Annotated in this window: 12 protein-coding genes; 3 read left to right on the forward strand and 9 right to left on the reverse strand. The window is 63.6% G+C overall.

What is annotated here, in order from left to right; genetic code table 11:
* Window positions 1-32 precede the first annotated feature (32 nt).
* The 5 genes from P4826_RS06720 to P4826_RS06740 form a co-directional block, all read right to left on the reverse strand.
* Entirely contained in the window at window positions 33-3,221 is a 3,189-nt protein-coding gene (locus P4826_RS06720) for a CusA/CzcA family heavy metal efflux RND transporter (RefSeq protein ID WP_013517142.1), read from the reverse strand.
* Between the two features lie 16 nt (window positions 3,222-3,237).
* Window positions 3,238-4,830, reverse strand: coding sequence for an efflux RND transporter periplasmic adaptor subunit (locus P4826_RS06725; RefSeq protein ID WP_317703109.1), 1,593 nt, complete (start codon window positions 4,828-4,830; stop codon window positions 3,238-3,240).
* A 2-nt stretch (window positions 4,831-4,832) separates the two neighbouring features.
* The gene (locus P4826_RS06730; RefSeq protein ID WP_038212374.1) at window positions 4,833-6,158 is read right to left on the reverse strand and encodes a TolC family protein; all 1,326 of its coding nucleotides are present in this window, start codon (window positions 6,156-6,158) and stop codon (window positions 4,833-4,835) included.
* Between the two features lie 166 nt (window positions 6,159-6,324).
* Entirely contained in the window at window positions 6,325-6,678 is a 354-nt protein-coding gene (locus P4826_RS06735) for a hypothetical protein (protein ID WP_084217330.1), read from the reverse strand.
* A 206-nt stretch (window positions 6,679-6,884) separates the two neighbouring features.
* Complete coding sequence (locus P4826_RS06740) at window positions 6,885-7,220, reverse strand: DUF4148 domain-containing protein (protein ID WP_038212372.1); 336 nt, start codon at window positions 7,218-7,220, stop codon at window positions 6,885-6,887.
* A 144-nt stretch (window positions 7,221-7,364) separates the two neighbouring features.
* On the opposite strand from P4826_RS06740, the gene P4826_RS06745 reads away from it, so the two are divergent.
* Window positions 7,365-8,051, forward strand: a complete 687-nt coding sequence (locus tag P4826_RS06745; RefSeq protein WP_317703110.1) for a heavy metal response regulator transcription factor — start codon at window positions 7,365-7,367, stop codon at window positions 8,049-8,051.
* Between the two features lie 128 nt (window positions 8,052-8,179).
* Window positions 8,180-9,370: a heavy metal sensor histidine kinase gene (locus P4826_RS06750; protein ID WP_317703729.1), complete on the forward strand. Its 1,191-nt coding sequence runs from the start codon at window positions 8,180-8,182 to the stop codon at window positions 9,368-9,370.
* A gap of 35 nt (window positions 9,371-9,405) precedes the next feature.
* Here the strand turns inward: P4826_RS06750 and P4826_RS06755 are convergent, their stop codons facing one another.
* The 3 genes from P4826_RS06755 to P4826_RS06765 are packed head-to-tail and all read right to left on the reverse strand — an operon-like array spanning window position 9,406 to window position 12,859.
* Entirely contained in the window at window positions 9,406-10,098 is a 693-nt protein-coding gene (locus P4826_RS06755; RefSeq protein WP_009523279.1) for a ZIP family metal transporter, read from the reverse strand.
* A gap of 3 nt (window positions 10,099-10,101) precedes the next feature.
* Window positions 10,102-10,392 (reverse strand): double zinc ribbon domain-containing protein, encoded by a 291-nt coding sequence (locus P4826_RS06760; RefSeq protein WP_013517149.1) that lies wholly within the window; start codon window positions 10,390-10,392, stop codon window positions 10,102-10,104.
* Window positions 10,393-10,414: 22 nt separating this feature from the next.
* Entirely contained in the window at window positions 10,415-12,859 is a 2,445-nt protein-coding gene (locus tag P4826_RS06765) for a heavy metal translocating P-type ATPase (protein WP_041715872.1), read from the reverse strand.
* A 103-nt stretch (window positions 12,860-12,962) separates the two neighbouring features.
* Between P4826_RS06765 and cadR the strand changes: the two genes are divergently transcribed.
* Entirely contained in the window at window positions 12,963-13,418 is a 456-nt protein-coding gene (gene cadR, locus P4826_RS06770) for a Cd(II)/Pb(II)-responsive transcriptional regulator (RefSeq protein ID WP_013517151.1), read from the forward strand.
* Here the strand turns inward: cadR and P4826_RS06775 are convergent, their stop codons facing one another.
* Window positions 13,419-15,401, reverse strand: a complete 1,983-nt coding sequence (locus P4826_RS06775) for a relaxase/mobilization nuclease domain-containing protein (RefSeq protein ID WP_013517152.1) — start codon at window positions 15,399-15,401, stop codon at window positions 13,419-13,421. It abuts the gene before it with no gap.
* Window positions 15,402-15,634 lie beyond the last annotated feature (233 nt).

A 15,634-nucleotide genomic window follows, 5' to 3' on the forward strand; every position in this document is an offset into this window, starting at 1 on the left:
TGGTGCCGTAACGGCGTTCATCGTTGTTCCTTTCAAGCGGTTACGCCCTCATGTGCTGGCTCTGCCGTGACATCCTCTTCCTGCTCGTCCGGGCGATGGGCCAGCCGATACAGAATCGGTAACACCAGCAGCGTCAGCACCGTGGAAGACAAGATGCCTCCGATCACTACGGTAGCCAGGGGGCGCTGCACTTCCGCGCCTGTTCCCGTGGCAATTGCCATCGGGATAAAACCCAGCGACGCCACCAGGGCTGTCATCAGCACCGGCCGCAAGCGCGTCAGCGCGCCCTCGCGGATGGCTTCATCCAGTGGTGTTCCGTCCTCGCGCAAGCTGCGGATGTAGGAAATCATCACTAGGCCATTGAGCACGGCCACACCTGACAGCGCGATGAAGCCCACGGCAGCGGAAATGGACAGAGGAATGTCGCGCAGCCACAGCGCCAAGATGCCGCCGGTCAGCGCGAACGGAATGCCAGTGAAGACCAGCAAGCCGTCTTTGACGTTGCCGAACATGGCGAACAACAGCAGGAAGACCAGCAGCAGCGACACCGGCACGACGATCTGCAAACGCTGCGTGGCTGATTGCAGGTTCTCGAAAGTGCCGCCCCAACTCGTCCAGTAGCCCGTGGGAATCTTGACCTGTGCCAGCGCCGCCTCGGCGTCAGCCACGAATGAGCCCACGTCACGGCCGCGCACGTTGGCGCTCACCACGATGCGGCGCTTGCCGTTTTCGCGGCTGACCTGGTTGGGGCCGGGTGCCAGTTCAAAGCTCGCCACCTCGGCCAGTTGGATGAAGTTCGTCCGTCCTTCGGCACTGCCGGTGCCACCCGTTCCGCGCGGCAGCGGAATCGGCAGGCGCTTCATGCTTTCCAGGTCGTTGCGCAAGGACTCCGGCAGGCGAACCAGGATGTCGAAGCGGCGGTCGCCTTCGAACAGCGTGCCAGCCTCGCGCCCGCCGATGGCGGTGGCCACGGCGTCCTGGATGTCGGCCACGTTCAGCCCATAGCGCGAGGCTTTTTGGCGGTCGATATTCACGGTCAGCATGGGCAAGCCGGTGGTCTGCTCCACCTTGACCTCGGACGCGCCGGGAATCTTCTGCAACATGGACGAGATTTCTTCACCTGTCTTATTCAGGACATCCATGTCGTCGCCAAAAATCTTCACCGCCACATCGCTGCGAACCCCTGAGATAAGTTCATTGAAGCGCAATTGGATCGGCTGCGAGAACTCGTAGTTGTTGCCCGGCACCTTGCCCACGACCTCCTGAATGGCCGCCAGCAATTCGTCGCGCGACTTGCGCGGCTCCGGCCACTCGGACACCGGCTTGAGCATGATGTAGCCGTCGGAAATGTTCGGCGGCATGGGGTCGGACGCGATTTCCGCCGTGCCGGTGCGCGCGAAAACGCGGTCGATCTCGGGGAACTTAGCCTTCAGCGTCGCCTCCAGGCGCTGCTGCATCGCGACCGATTGCGACAGGCTGGTACCGGGAATGCGCAGGGCCTGGATGGCGAAGTCGCCTTCGTTCAGGCTGGGCACGAACTCGCTGCCCATGCGGGTGGCGATCAGGCCGCACAGCACCACTGCCACGGCGGCTGCCGCGAGCACCACCGCTTTGGCCGCCATCACGCGATCCAGCAGCGGGCCATACCAGCGCTTGGCCTGCACAACCAGGAAGTTTTCCGTCTCGCTGACCCGATGGCCGATGAACAGGGCGACCGCTGCCGGAATGAAAGTCACCGACAGGATCATGGCCCCCACGAGCGCAGCCACCACCGTGAACGCCATCGGGTGGAACATCTTCCCTTCCACGCCCGTCAGGGCGAAGATGGGTAAGTACACCACCATGATGATGAGCTGTCCGAACAGCAGCGCGCGGCGCGATTCCTTGGACGCCAGGAACACCTCGTGGAAGCGCTCCGTGCGCGTCAAGGGCCTGCCGTAGTGGGCCTGCGCATGGGCCAGGCGGCGCACGCAGTTTTCGACGATCACCACCGCCCCGTCGATGATGATGCCGAAGTCCAACGCCCCCAGGCTCATCAGATTGGCGCTCACCTTGTAATGCACCATGCCTGTGAAGGTGAACAGCATCGACAAGGGAATCACCGTCGCCGTGATGATGGCCGCGCGGATATTGCCCAGGAACAGGAACAGGATCACGATCACCAGGATCGCACCTTCCAGCAGGTTCTTCTTCACTGTGGCGATGGCCTTGTCCACCAGCACAGTGCGGTCGTAGACCGTCACCGCATGCACGCCCTCGGGCAAGCTGCGGTTGATCTCCACCATCTTCTTGTCCACGGCCTGCGAAACCGTACGGCTGTTCTGGCCGATGAGCATGAACACAGTGCCCAGCACCACCTCGCGGCCGTTGTCCGTGGCCGCGCCGGTGCGCAGTTCGCGCCCCAGCCCCACGTCCGCCACGTCACGCACCCGTATCGGCACGCCGCCCGCACTGCTGAGGATAACGTTGCCAATGTCCTCCAGGGTCTTGACTTGCCCAGGCGCACGGATCAGGTACTGCTCGCCGCGCTTCTCGATATAGCCCGCACCCACGTTGCCGTTGTTGCGATCCAGTGCCGTCACGATGTCTTGCAGGGTAACGCCGAGCGAAGCCAAGCGAGCGGGTATAGGTGCGATCTGATACTCCTTGGCATAACCGCCAATCGAGTTGATTTCAGTCACACCGGGCACGTTGCGCAACTGCGGCTTGATGATCCAATCCTGAATCTCGCGCAGGTCTGTTGCCGTGTAGGGCATGCCGTCGGGTTTCTTCGCACCGTCCTTCGCCTCGACCGTCCACAGGTAAATCTCCCCCAGGCCGGTGGAGATCGGCCCCAGCGCAGGTGTGATGCCGACCGGCAATTTATCCCGTGCTTCCTGGATGCGCTCATTGACCAACTGGCGCGCAAAGTAAATGTCGGTGCCGTCCTTGAAGATCACGGTCACTTGCGAGAGGCCATAGCGCGAAAGAGAGCGGGTTTGCTCCAGGTTGGGCAGGCCCGCCATCACGGTTTCAATGGGGTAGGTCACCCGTTGCTCGGTCTCCAACGGTGAATAGCCCGGCGCCTGGGTATTGATCTGCACTTGGACGTTGGTGATGTCCGGCACGGCGTCGATGGGCAACTTCTGGTAGCTGAACACGCCGACGGCGGCCATGCCAATGGCAGCTAACAACACTAGCCATCGGTGCTCGATGGCCGCGCGAATAAGTTTTTCAAACATGGGCGTAGCTCCGGCATCAATGGGTGTGCTCGGCAGAGGCTTTGCCGAGTTCAGACTTCACGACGAAACTGCCTGCGGCCGCATATGCCGCCCCTGCTTGAAGACCTTGCAGTACCTCGACCCGCTTGCCATCGCTGCGACCCAACTGCACAGGCTGGGCTACAAAGCCGTCTTTCACCTTGACGAAAACGACCGGCTTGTCCCCCACGCTCTGAATAGCGTCGCTAGCCACACTGACTGGCACGGCGGTTTCGGACGCGATCACTTCCACATTGACGAACAGGCCGGGACGCCACGCGCCCTGGGGATTGGCCAAGACCACACGAGCCTTGGCCATGCGGGTTTGTTCGCCGATCAGCGCACCCACGAAAGTGATGGTCCCTTGTGCGCTGGCATCGAATGCCGTGGCTTTGATGCTGACCTTCTCACCCACTCTGACCAGCGGCAAGTCCTTGGCGGGCACGTTAATCTCTGCCCAGACCTGGCCCAGGTCGGACACCGTGAACACGGCGGCGTCTTCCTTGACAGCCTCACCCAAGCTGAGGTGCTTTTCAATCACCACGCCATCGAAAGGCGCACGCAGCTCGAAGCGGTTCAGCCCGCCCGAAGACCCTGGGGCCAAGCCCACGGCCGACAGCTTCTGCTGCGCGTTGGCCACGGCGACCTGCGCCTCGTTCAGTGCCTGGCCGGCTTGCAGGTAGTCCTGCTCGGCGGAAATCTTCTGTTCCCACAGCCGCTTCTCGCGTTCAAAAGTTGTCTGGGCCAAGGCCAGCCGCTTTTGCGCCGTCTGCAACTCGCTGCGCTGCTCGGATGCGGCAGGGCTGGCGATAACGGCGAGCACCTGCCCCTTCTTGACCGTTTGCCCCAAACTGGCCTGCACACTTTCGACAACACCCGCAATGCGCGGAACAACGTGCGAGGTGCGGTCTTCATTCAGCCTAATCTCACCCGGCAATTGCAGGGCAGACTTGATGCTTGCAGCCCCTGCGGTGTCAATGCCGATGGATGCAGCCTTGATTTGCGCATCGCTGAGTTCGACTTTTCCTTCCTCCTGGCTGAAGCTGAACGTGAAAGGCGCGTTGGCCGTCTGAGCCACGATGCTGATCTCGAACGCATGAGGTTCCGGGACAATCTCTCGACTCAACAGGCTGTCCTTGTCGGGAGTGAAGTTGAGCGCCTGCTTTTCCCCAGTCAGGCGTGTAACGGTAGCGCTAACCTTGGCGGCGCTGCTGGCTAGCGCCTTTTCCCTTTCGTAGAGCCAGATTCGCAGGCGTGGTTCGCCGCCGTCCTCAGCGAGTAAGGCTTCCAATCCGAAGTCCCCTTCTTTGAACAGCTTGCCGCCATGCGGCCCCTTGCTTGACCCCTCGTGGTGCTCGCCGTCCGCATGGCCTTTGTCGTCCTCGTGGGAGTCTGCGCCCGTCTTGCCATGATGCTCACCATCACTGTGGGCCTTGGCTTCCACGTGGCTGCCGTGACCCTCACCCTCAGCGCTCTTATCCGTCTTGCCGCCGAGAATGGCGCTGCCCAGTCCTATGCCCACTGCGGCGATCACGGCGATGGCAAACCACTGCTTCTTGCTGACGTTCAGTTTGTTCGTTTCGGGTTTCATGTTCATTCCTTGTTTGCAGGCAGGGTGGTCGTGGATTCGGATGCGCCGATCACGCGATCCATGTCCGCCGCCGCGCGGTGCGCATCGGCGAGCGCCTTGAGGTATTGGGACTTGGCGGCAAAGTAGGTGCGTTGCGCGTCCAGCACTTCCAGAAAGTTGAACTTGCCGTAACCAAAGCCCACGGTGGCCGCGTCATAGGCGCTCTTGGCCCCTGGCAGCACCTCTCGCTGCAATACGTCGATCTCGCCGCGAACCGACGCCAGCCGCTCGCGGGCTTGCAACACCTCTGTGCTGAGGCGCAGATTCAACGCCTGAAGTTCATCCCTCGCCTTGTCTTCACGCTTCAACGCTTCCAGCAGATTGCCCTGATTGCGGTCGAACAAAGGCAGCGGCACGGAAATGCCGAGCATTAACTGATTGCGCGCTAACTCGTTCGGACGCTTCACGCCCAGGCTGACCGTGACATCGGGCGTCTGCTTGCTGCGCTCCACGTCGGCCAGCGACCGGCGACGTTCGATCTCCAACTGCGCCCGGCGCAGTGCCGAAGAGGCCGACAGGCGCTGCTGGATGTCATCCAGCGAAGGGACGTTGGGAAGATCATCCACGCTGCCCGCTACCTGGGTGAAACGCGGCGGGTTGGCCCCGAGCAAACTAGCCAGCCGCGCGCGGGCACTGCGTTGTTCGCTCTGCGCCTGTGCCAGTTCAACCCGCACGCCGGCTTCGGCCACCCGAGCCTTGGTTTCTTCGACCGGGGACACCTTGCCCGCCGTCACGCGCTTGGCAACGGCATCCGTCGCTTGCCTGGCCAGGTCAACGCTGTCCTGGGCTAAGGCCGTGCGATCCTGGGCGGCCAGCGCCTCAAAGAAGGCGGCAACCACAGCGGCGCGAATTTCGACGCGCCGCGTGTTCAGTTCTTCAACTGCGACGTCACGCCCTCGCTCTGCCGCGGCAATGCGGGCAGCGCGCTTGCCCCCCAGCTCGATGGGCAGATTGATCTGGACGCTTTGCGTGCGGGTTGGCGTGCGTTGGTCTTCGAGCGAGTACGCCAGCTCGGGATTAGGACGTACTCGTCCCTGAATTACCTGGCCCTCCACGGCCTCGATCTCCCGTTGGGCGACAGTCAGGTCAAGATTCGCCTCCAAAGCCAGCGCGACGGCCTTTTGCAGGGTCAGGGGCGTTGCTGCTTCAATCTGCTCTACGCCGTTGGCGCTCTGCCCAAGAGCTGGTGCCGTCGGCAATAACTGAGCGAAAGCCGTCCCCGTCATGAGCGCAAGGAGCAAGCCTGCCGCAACCGCCCTCGCGTTGTAATTGTGAATATCCTTCAGCATCCGATTCTCCAGTGATTTGAAATACACAAGGGAATCGGCGGGGGGCAATCCAGATGATCGCCAGCAACGTCATCACATCAGCCGCGCGAAGCCTGCTGGATACCGTAGCGCGCCATGCGCGACGGCAGGGGTGAGGACGAAGGGAAAGGAACGCGCTCCCCGCCGATCAGGCGAGGACACGCCACTGAGGGCGCTCTAAACGTTCAGGTGGAGGCGCAGCAAGGTGCTCCGGGGGATACCCCGTAACCAGGGACGGGCTGACTGGCGACGCCAGCTTCACATCCCCTGACAAGACCGAGAAGCACCCGGCATGACAGGACGCGCAATCAGGATCGCCACCCAGGGTCTTGGCCGGATCAGGGCTGGCATCCTTGCCGTCGGCCGCCTTGTGCTGATGCGCATGGTGGCCGAAGTGCTTGGCCGCAGCTCCGGTTTCATGCTGGCAATAACTGGCCACTGCCGCCCAACTGAATTGAAGCGGCAAGAACACCAGCAAGACGAGGGCCAGCCATTTGCGCATAGGGGTAACAGTGTAGCAGCTACAGGCTTTACTTTGCCACTCCTCGCTGCTTGGGTTTTCTCAGAGCCCCGTGCGCGTAGCGTGCCTCCTCTCAGGTTCATCCTGCATCAAATCAGAGCCGCTTCGATATTCGGCGAGTTGTGGCCGCTTTGACGACTGGGGCGACACGAGGGGGCGCCACAGCGCAGGGTACGGGCAGCAGCAGGTCAACCGCCGGAGTACATTTCGAGCCGCGCACGTCGAGCTTCTGGTGATTCGCTGCGCATCTCATCGAGAACCTGCTGGCGCGTCTTCGGCGCTTCGGAACTCTTGATGGGCAACGGTGCTCCACGTTGCAGTATCGCCAGCGTACCGTCCTTACGGGCGGCCTCGACTTCGGCCATCACCTGGGCGCGTGTCTTGGTACTCTGGAAGTGATCCGGGTGGTACGTGAAGCCCTCCTCGGTGGGGGCCGGGTGCCACATCGAACTGGCCTGGGCCGTCAGGGGGAGTGCCGTAGCCAGGATGATCGCCTTCAAGGCAGCAAGATGGGTCAGTTTCATTTCATGGTCCTTTCCATTGCTAAGTGCAGATAATCGATATGCCCGAAGGCATGAGGACAATGTAAGAACCGGCACAGAACGGGAGTAAAACGTGCAGATGACAATTTGGACAGGTTGCGAGAGGCCGCAGCGGGAACGCTGCGCATGAAGCTGCTGATCGTTGAAGACGAAGCCAAGCTCGCGGACTATCTTCGCAAGGGACTCTCTGAAGAAGGCTATGTGATCGATGTGGCTGCCAACGGCATCGATGGCCTCCACATGGCCTCCCACGGCCACTACGACCTGATCGTCCTCGACACCATGCTGCCGGGCATTGATGGCTTCGGCTTGCTGGCCGCGCTGCGGCAGAGCAAGCAGACGCCGGTGATCATGTTGACAGCCCGCCATCGCATCGAGGATCGCGTACGCGGACTGAAGGCGGGAGCGGACGACTACCTCGTTAAGCCGTTCGCCTTTTCCGAACTGGTGGCACGCATCGAGGTGCTGCTGCGCCGCGCCGCTGGTACTGTGCCCGCGCCTGATGCGCTGGTGCTGTGCCTGGGAGACTTGCAAGTGGACTTGGCGAGGCGGCGCGCCACTCGGGCCGGCCAGCGCATCGATCTGTCCGCAAAGGAATTCCAACTGCTGACGCTGCTCTTGCGCCGCAAGGGCGAGGTTCTGTCACGTACCGAAATCGCGGAACAAGTATGGGACGTGAACTTCGATCACGGTACCAACGTGATCGACGTCGCTGTGCGTCGCCTTCGGAGCAAGCTCGACCTGCCCTTCGAGCGCCCACTGCTGCACACCGTCCGTGGCATGGGCTACGTACTCGAAGATCGGCAACCGTGAGACCCAGGCGTGCCGGATCGCTGGGGCGGCGGCTTGCCCGCTGGCTCGCACTTCTCACCCTGGTCGGGCTGGCCTTGACCTGTCTGGGCATTTACACCGTCACCGCACTGAGCTTCAAAGAGCGGCAGATGGACACGCTGCGGCAACAGCAGATCCAGGTGAACCATCTCATTGCTGAGGCAGCAGGGTTGGGAAGCGGTACGCTTGCACACAAGCTTGACGATGGCATGGTCGGCCGACAGGACATGAAATTGATCCTGACCCGTGCCGACGGCAGCGTCATCTATGCCAGCGCCGGCATTCCAGTGCATCACCGCGTGATCGACATGCGATTCGAGGCTACGACCGGCATCCCCCCCATCCAGGCGGTGCTGAGTCTTGATGTCAGCGAGGACGATCGTGTGCTAGAACGCCTAGCCCGCACGCTCGTCGCCGCCGCACTCGCTGGCGCAGTGGTGATTGCTGCTGGCGGATTTACGCTGGTGCAAATCGGGCTGCGTCCCGTGCGCGACCTCTCGGCTCAGATCCAGGCACTGGAGGCCGATACTCTGCACCGGCTTCTGGATGGCTCCGCTCAACCCGACGAACTGGCTCCGCTGGTGGCTCACGTCAACGAGTTGCTGAAGCGTCTGCACAAAGCCTACGAACAACTGGAAGCCTTCAATGCTGACGTTGCGCATGAACTGTTCACGCCGTTGGCGACGTTGATGGGGGGCACTGAAGTTGCTTTGCGCAAAGCACGCGATGCCGACACGTTGCGAGACGTGTTGGGCTCGCACCTCGAAGATCTCCAGCGCATGTCGATGATCGTGCAGGACATGCTCTTTCTGTCGCAAGCCGACCGTGGGGCTGAGGCCCGCCGCGAGCACGTCGCCAGCATGGCAGGCGTTGCGCGCACGGTGGTGGAATTGCACGAGGCAGCCATTGAGGAAGCCGGGCTGAAAGTTCGTATCAATGGTGATGCCACTGGCTTGGCCGACGTGCGCCTATTGCAGCGCGCATTGTCAAACCTGATCGGCAACGCAACCCGGCACGCGCATCCGCACAGCACCGTTGTCGTGCAAATCGACCGGCTGGACGGCGAGATCGCCCTGCGGGTGGTGAACGAGGGGCAGACGATTTCAGCCGAGCATTTGCCCAATCTGTTCAACCGCTTCTACCGGGCAGATGCAGCGCGGTCGGATGCCGCCCGCAATCATGGACTGGGCTTGGCCATCGTGGCTGCCATCGCCCGCATGCACGGAGGGCGGACGATGGTCGATTCGAGCAACGGCATCACGTCTATCGGGCTCATGGTGCCCACCCCGCGCGCGCAATAGTCAACGGATCGGGCACCACCAACAGACTGGCTCCACTAGCCAATTACTTCTTCCAGCAGGAGAAGCGCCAGAAAGCCGACAAAGAACATCGCCGTCACCCAGGGGCGATCTGGCGTTTCGTGTGCTTCGATCAGCAGTTCTTCGGTCACGAGGTAGAGCAACGCAATCAGACCAAACGCGAAGAAGCCAGTCAGAAGAGGGTTGGGCAACAGCGCCACCGGCGCTCCAAGCAAGGCCCCGATCGGCAGCAAGAGCACGAGCGCGGCCGTGATCCAGACGACCCTGGCACGGGAGCGAACGCTCTCGCCGAGTTCCGTGGCCACTGTCAATCCCAGGAACAGAACCTCGATGGTCAGGGCGATGGTCAGAAGCAAGCCGACCTTTGGGCCAGCCGCAAACCCGATACCAAGCACCAAGCCATCAATCAGGATGTCGATGCCGATCACGGTCAGGAGACCGGCCGGCCCCTTCGCCAACGCTTCCAGATGCTTCACCAGCAGCATGGTGGCGACGCCGATTCCGCCGCCGATCATCGTCGCCCAAGGCGAGGCCCGGTGCATGATGTCGGGCAAGATTTCGCCGGCCGCCGCCGCGAACACGACGCCAGCGGCGAAATGCTGAATCGCGCTGACCAGTGTTGGCCCCGGCCGCACGTTCACCGCGACCGCAGCTCCGATGATGGCGGCCGCTGCCGGGATCAAGGTGTAGATCCAGGCCGAGATCACCATGACTTAAGTTACCGCGTTGCCGCACTGAGCACAGAATTTCGCGCCGATCGGAATGACGCTACTGCACTTCGTGCACGACGCTGGCACCAGCGATGTCCCGCACTGGCCGCAAAAGCGAGCGCCGTTCGGATTGATCGCTTTGCATTGCGGGCAGGTGATGCCACTGACCGAAGGCGCTGGATTGTGCCCCCAGTCGTGGCTGCTGGGGCTACCGTGGCCGCGGCTATTGCCATGCCCGTGGGAACTGCCATGCCCCCCGCCATGCCCGCCAAAAATTCGATCCAGAATTCCCATTTTCAACACTCCATATTCAGTTTTACTGACCCGCCCGCTGCCTGAGCAGCCTCAGCCCGTTGAAGACCACCAGCAGGCTCGCCCCCATGTCGGCGAACACGGCCATCCACATGGAGGCATCGTCGAAGATGGCCAGCAGCAAGAACACCAACTTGATGCCCAGCGCGAGCGCGATGTTCTGCCACAGCACGGCGTGGGTGCGCTTGGATAGCCGGATCGTTTCGGGCAGGCGGCGCAGGTCGTCGTTCATGACCACCACGTCGGCGGCTTCCATCGCCGTGTGGGTGCCCGCGCCGCCCATAGCGAAGCCGATGTCAGCCTTCGCCAGCGCGGGGGCATCGTTGATGCCGTCGCCGGTCATCGCCGTGACGCCCAGGCGCTGCTGAAGCTCGCCGATGGCGCGCAGCTTGTCTTCGGGCAGCAGGTTGCCGCGCACCTCGGCGATGCCCGCCTGGGCGCCGACGGTTTGCGCCGTCGCTAGGTTGTCCCCCGTCAGCATCACCGGCGTCACACCCAGCGCCTTCAGGTCGGCCACGGCCTGCGCCGACGAGGGTTTGATCGTGTCAGCCACCGCGCAGATGGCCATGACCCGTTCGCTGCTGGCCAGCAGCGTGACGGTACGGCCCGCTTGTTCATGCACTGCGAGGCGGGCTTCGAGTTCAGCCGAGCATTGCCCGCGCTCTTCGATCCAGCGGTGGTTGGCCAGCACATAGGTATGGCCGTCGATCACCCCCTGCACGCCGCGCCCGGCAACGGCCTGAAATTCGTCCACCTCTTGCGCGGCGGATGACACGCCGTCCGCGATGGCTTTGGACACCGGGTGATCCGACCGCGCCGCGAGGCTCTTGGCCAGCCCCTCCAGGACTTGCTGACCGAGTCCTGCGTCCACGGGCTCGAAGGCCACCAGCTTGGGCTTGCCTTCGGTGATGGTGCCGGTCTTGTCCAGCGCCACGGCCTTGATCTTGCGCGCCTCTTCCAGGTACACACCGCCTTTGATCAGGATGCCCCGCCGCGCCCCGGCGGCCAAACCGCTGACGACGGTGACGGGCGTGGAAATCACCAAGGCGCAGGGGCAGGCAATGACCAGCAGCACCAGAGCCTTATAGGCGGCCTGCATCCAGGTCAGCCCCATGAGCCACGGAGCCAACAGCGCAACGGCAACGGCCAGGACAAACACCGCAGGCGTGTAGATGGCGGCAAAGCGATCCACGAAACGCTGGGTGGGGGCGCGGGAGGACTGGGCCTGCTCAACGGCGTGGATGATGCGCGCCAGCGTGCTGTCGGAAGCAGGCGCCGTAACACGGATTTCCAGCGCCGCAGCCTGATTGATGGTGCCGGCGAAGACTTCATCGCCAGGGCTCTTGTCCACCGGCAGGCTTTCGCCGGTCACGGGGGATTGGTCAATGGCGCTCTGGCCCAAGGTCACGATGCCATCCAGAGGAAGGCGCTCGCCGGGGCGAATACGCACCGTCGCGCCCACAGTGACTTCCTTGACGCCGATGCGTGCCCAACTGCCGTCGTCTTGACGCACTTCGGCCTGCTCCGGCGCGAGCGCCAGCAAGCTCTTGATGGCACCGCGCGCCCGATCCACGGCGCGCGCCTCGATGGCTTCCGCAATGGCATACAAGGCCATCACCATCGCCGCTTCGGGCCACTGGCCGATCAGAAAAGCGCCGGTCACGGCCACGGTCATCAGGGCATTGATGTTCAAGCGGCCCTGTCGCAGCGCGGCCAGTCCCTTGCCGTAAACCGAGAAACCCGACAGCGCGATGGCCGCCGCAGCCAGTGCCATTCCCAGCGCCTTGACTGGCACGCTGTCTGGGAAGGCGAATGCCAAGCCTTCGGCCGCCACGGCGAGCCCCAAGGCGCCCAGCGACTTGCCCCAGGTCGTCCAGAAGCCCGTTGGCGAGGCAACCGCAGCGGCAGCAGCCGACGACCCGGTATCGCCAAGAGGTTCCGGCTTGAAGCCTGCCTTGCGGATCGCGTCCACCGCCTGCTGCAAGACAGGATCATCGGCGGCAATGGCCAGCTCGCGGTCGCCCAGATTGAATTGCAGGCTACGAATTCCCGCCATGCCGTCCAACGCCCGGCGGATTTCCGACTCCTCCGAGGCACAGTCCATGTTTGCAATGCGGAAGCGCTGGGCATTCTTCGCGCCGAGGGGTTCTGGCTTGAAACCCGCTTTGCGGATCGCTTCCAGGGCTTGGGGCAGCGCGTGGTCATCGGCGGCAATGGCAAGCTCTCGATCCCCTAGGTTGAATCGCAGGCCGCGAATCCCCGCCATGCCTTCCAGCGCCCGGCGGATTTCCGACTCCTCCGAGGCGCAGTCCATGTTTGCTATGCGAAAGCGCTGCGGCTCGACAGTCGTTGGATCAGACGGTGTTGGCTCGGGCACCGCAGGCACTGTTGCACAGCTACTCCCGCAGCAAGCAGCGTCGGCGTGTTGGCGTTGGTGGGCAGGGTTCATGAAATTCTCCTTTTCAGGCAAATTGGAAACCCTATACCCACTACAGAGTCAAGCGCCTACAATGAGCCTTGGAGAAAAACTCGCGACCGCTCAAGATGAAGCTATGAAAATCGGCGAACTGGCTAAGGCCGCACATACCCAGGTAGAGACGATCCGGTACTACGAGCGTGAAGGCTTGCTACCAGAAACGGCCCGTACAGATGGCAACTACCGCATGTACGCAGAAGAACACGTTGACCGACTGTCCTTCATCCGGCACTGCCGGGGTTTGGACATGACACTGGATGAAATCCGGGTTCTATTGCGCTTCAAGGATGCTCCGCACGAGAACTGCGCCCAGGTGAATGACCTGCTCGACGAGCACATCGACCATGTGGCTACCCGCATCAAGGAATTGAAAGCGTTGGAACGACAGCTCAAGACCTTGCGGGAAAGCTGCCGGGAATCCCAGCAGGCCAGCCAGTGCGGCATCTTGACCGAACTGTCCTCAGCATCGCGCCAGGTGCACGAGCCAGCAACGCGCAGGGGTCATGTTCATGGGGCACATAGCCTCAAGTGACTAGCTCAAAGAAACTCCAAGCCGACGCCCGATTTCCCATGAGGCCGCTCCGCCACGCACCGTCGCCGCAAGCTGCTGCCCCAGTCGCTGCTCGATCACTGGCTTCCACGGCACCAAGCTGAAGCCCATGCCGTCGTCCAGCATCGCGTACCGACCGCTGGCGAGCATGACGCTGCGCCGGTAGATACCGGCCACGCGCTGCCCGTCGGCCACCGGGCGATGCTCCAGGCCGGTGTCGGCCGCAATGTCTTTGGCGGCCTGTGCCAGTTCCCGATCGCGTAGTGTGCCCAGTAGGTTGCGCGCGAGGATCACGCGCTGCCCGCGCCGCTCGGCCAGTCCCTGTTCCGCCAGGAAGTCGGCGCGCTGCTGCATTGCCTGCTTGGCCTCGCCGCCAAAGCCCAGGTCGCCCAGGCCCGAGCCGCCGCCGATCAGTTGCTGGTCGAGCCAGGTGACCCCGATCACGCGCGCCTGCCGCTCGATGGGCAGGTGCGATTTCAGCTCCACGGCTACGCCGCCCAGGCGCTGCGCGTCGTACTGGCGGCCCTGCTCGGGCAGGTCGTCCGGCACCTTCCATAGCCCCTCGGCCACGCGCTCCACGATGCCAGTCCGGCGCAGAGCTTCGAGCCGGCGGACGTGGGCCGCGACGACTTCCTGTGGATCACGGCCCGGCGCGGCCTGACCCTGCGCGATGGCAAGGTGGTGGTCGGTGCGGTACAGGCCATCGCTCGCCAGTGCGGCGATGTTCTTGTCGGCCGCGCGCACGTCGGCCGATCCCTTCACCTCCACCACGGCGCCGGCCGGATAGTTCGCCAGCTCGTCGCGGGCGTTGAGCGCGACGTAGTGGGCCTTGCCGTCCACGCCGTCGATGACCAGATAGCCCCGGTCGCGCAGCTCGTCGGCCAGCCCCTTCGCGGCCACGCGGCCGACAATGGTGCGACCATCGTCGCCAGGCTCGAATACCGCCAGCTCGCGCGGCTCGCCCCGCATGGCCCGCTGCATGGTGCGGATGATGTCGCCGCGCTCGCCCAGGGCGCGCAGGGTCTTTTCGGCATCGGCATGAATGGCCCAGGTTCCGGGCTGCGTCTCGTCGGCCAGGCCCAGGCGCTGCAAGCGTTGCAGGCGGCCGATCAGCAGCAGGCACTGGCGTTGCAACCTCGACTCGTTGAGCCGTTCGACATGCACCAGGCCATCGTCGCCCAGCTCGCGCTTGAGCGTGCGATCCAGGTTCGTCCACCGCTCCTGATCCACCTCGCGCCGCAAGGTCTGCTGGATCTCCAGCTCGGTGCGCGGCCCCAGCCATTCGGTCGCCAGTTCGGCGGCGCGATGGCGGAAGCCGTCGGCGATGTAGTCGCCGGCGATGATGAGGTCTTTGCCGGTGTCGTCGCGCCCGCGCACGACGATGTGCGTGTGTGGGTTGTCGGTGTTCCAGTGATCGACCGCCACCCATTCCAGCCGCGTACCCAAGTCAGCTTCCATGCGGCCCATCAGGTGCCGCGTGTAGGTGCGCAGGTCTTCCAGCTCGGCGCCATCCTCGGGCGAGAGGATGAAGCGGAAATGATGCCGGTCATCGGCGCAGCGTTCCTTGAAGGCGTCGAGGTCGGCGGTATCGGTCTGCGGCCCGTAGGCTTGGCCCGGCTCGCCATCGCGGCCCACGCCGTCGCGCTCGATGTAGCGCAGGTGCTTGGCGAGCGACTGCGGGCTGGCCCGCTGCTGATTGACCAGCAGCGTCTTGATGGCCACGCGCCGCGACATGGGCGTGAGCTTCGCCCCCGCGAAGCGCGCTGCCGTGTGGCCGCGTCCCAGGCGCGAGCCGGGCCGCTGGCCGGCGCGCTGTCCGCTGCCGCTGGCGCCAGGACGGCGCACCGAGGACTTGCCGCTGCTGGCCTTGCCTGCCTGCTTGAGCACCTTGGAGACGAAGCCCTGGCCCCGGTTCTTCGGGGCACTGGGGCGGATGCGGAAATCATCGTCGCGGCGGTCGGTCATGGCTGCGCTCCCTGCAAGCTCTGGCGTGTCCGGTCGTGCGAAGCACGCGGACATGCCTGCATTGGCGCGGGCTTCGCGCCCCACGCGGCACGGCGGCGAAGCCGCTCCGTGCCGCGCCACCCCCACGTGCAGACTGGCTTTGCGGGCCGACAGGTGCCGCACCCTTTTGTCTTGCCTTCCGCCTTTGCCCCTCGCTGGCGCTCCGGGCAGCGGCGGCCCGGCGGCGCTGCTGC

The organism is Diaphorobacter limosus (assembly GCF_033100095.1).
Classification (GTDB): domain Bacteria; phylum Pseudomonadota; class Gammaproteobacteria; order Burkholderiales; family Burkholderiaceae_C; genus Alicycliphilus; species Alicycliphilus limosus.